Raw genomic sequence first — 1,428 nt, forward strand, 5'->3', positions numbered from 1 at the left:
AAAGAAGTACTATACGGGAACTCCCCCGCCGATGCAAGGACAATTTCGGAAAAACTTTCGCCCCGCGCGGCGTGGGAACGCAGCCGGCCGCGGATGCAGGCGCGGGAACGGGCCCCGAAGCCCCGCGATGCCCTTTCCGCTCGCGGGGACGCGCCCCGCGGGCGGCGGCCACGCCGCCGCCCTCCTCCCCGGCGCCCTCGGGGCATCTCGAATCCCGCCGTCCGCCGTTCACCGCCTCCGCAGCGCGGTCCGCCATCCGCCCAACGGCCGTCCCGCCGGCGCCGGGCCCACTATCGGGTCCAGCCGCGCCCCCGCCCGCCCGGCGATTTCAAAACCATGCCGGTTTACGGGGCCAGGCCGGGAAGCCCCGAGCATGCCGCAATCGGCAAAATCAAGACCGCAGGTAGGCGACTTGCGCATTCCGTGAAATGCAGGGTATGGACGGCCGGTCCGGGTCCAGCCCCGTAATCCGGCATAGTTTTGAAATGACACTAATTCACTGGCAAACAAACTAGATCGTTCTAGTTCCTTATCGCCGGCTAATTTCCGATGTCCATCCAGTTGCACAAAACATTTGCTCGCAGTCGCGTCTCGGCGCACTTCATTGCCTCGGATTTGGCTTTATATCGAATCCCCAAACGGCTGCAAACGCTTTTGACTATGATGTCTAGCTGCTTTTTGTCGTTAAGCATATCGTGGGTTACCAGGAACACGTCGAAACCCATGCTCTGAAGCGCAGTCATACGCTCCGCATCGTGGTCAAGTACCGCGCCTGATCCATGGATGACTTCACCTTGGATCTCGATAATTACTGCCTTCATTAGCATTGGGTTTACAATCACGATGTCCCCGTAGCAGACCTTTTGACCAGCGATGCTTTGGGCAGCCTCGGATAGAGGGGTTAAATCGTTGAGGTACACGTATCTGAATCCTGAACCACCTAGACGTCGAGAACGACTTAGGAGCAGGACCCCCGCAACCTCGAGTGGAGATGCAGCAATGCCGATAACCTGCTGAGCGGCATCATAAAACTGCTTTCCCCACATTTGACTTTTGACCTTGTCGGCGAAACGATGCAGGTCGCTCAGTTCGATGAGCGGCTTTCTCATCCAAAGAGAAGTACCTTTGAGTTTCGTAACCTCTCTTCCATCCTCACGCTTGCTTGTTTGGACATCACTATCTGGGTCCTTTACGGTTGCGCGGGCATAAACTCGTTTCCAGGGAATCTCGTCTTCGCCTTCTCCAAGTTCGAACAGATCCTGCGTGCTGGAATTGCGATTCTTTTCTACCGCCAGTTTTAACTGCATTTCGGCAGCGGGAGCCGGCTCGAAAACAGAAAACCAGCCGCAAAGTTCGTACATAGCCAGTACGAGATCTATTTGAGACACAAAGGGGGGTGCGGACGATTTCTTGGACCGCGCCTAGGCG

Annotated in this window: 1 protein-coding gene; it reads right to left on the reverse strand. The window is 57.0% G+C overall.

Translation table 11 applies throughout. The features are described from left to right. Positions 1–539: 539 nt before the first annotated feature. Entirely contained in the window at positions 540–1,361 is an 822-nt protein-coding gene (locus DWZ52_RS06155) for a hypothetical protein (protein WP_147352146.1), read from the reverse strand. Positions 1,362–1,428: the final 67 nt, after the last annotated feature.

Source organism: Collinsella sp. AF33-16 (genome assembly GCF_003475325.1).
Lineage (GTDB): Bacteria > Actinomycetota > Coriobacteriia > Coriobacteriales > Coriobacteriaceae > Collinsella.

Bases quoted from the DNA above. Each gene is read 5' to 3' on its own strand.
- DWZ52_RS06155 (WP_147352146.1), bottom strand. From the start codon at position 1,361: ATGTACGAACTTTGCGGCTGGTTTTCTGTTTTCGAGCCGGCTCCCGCT.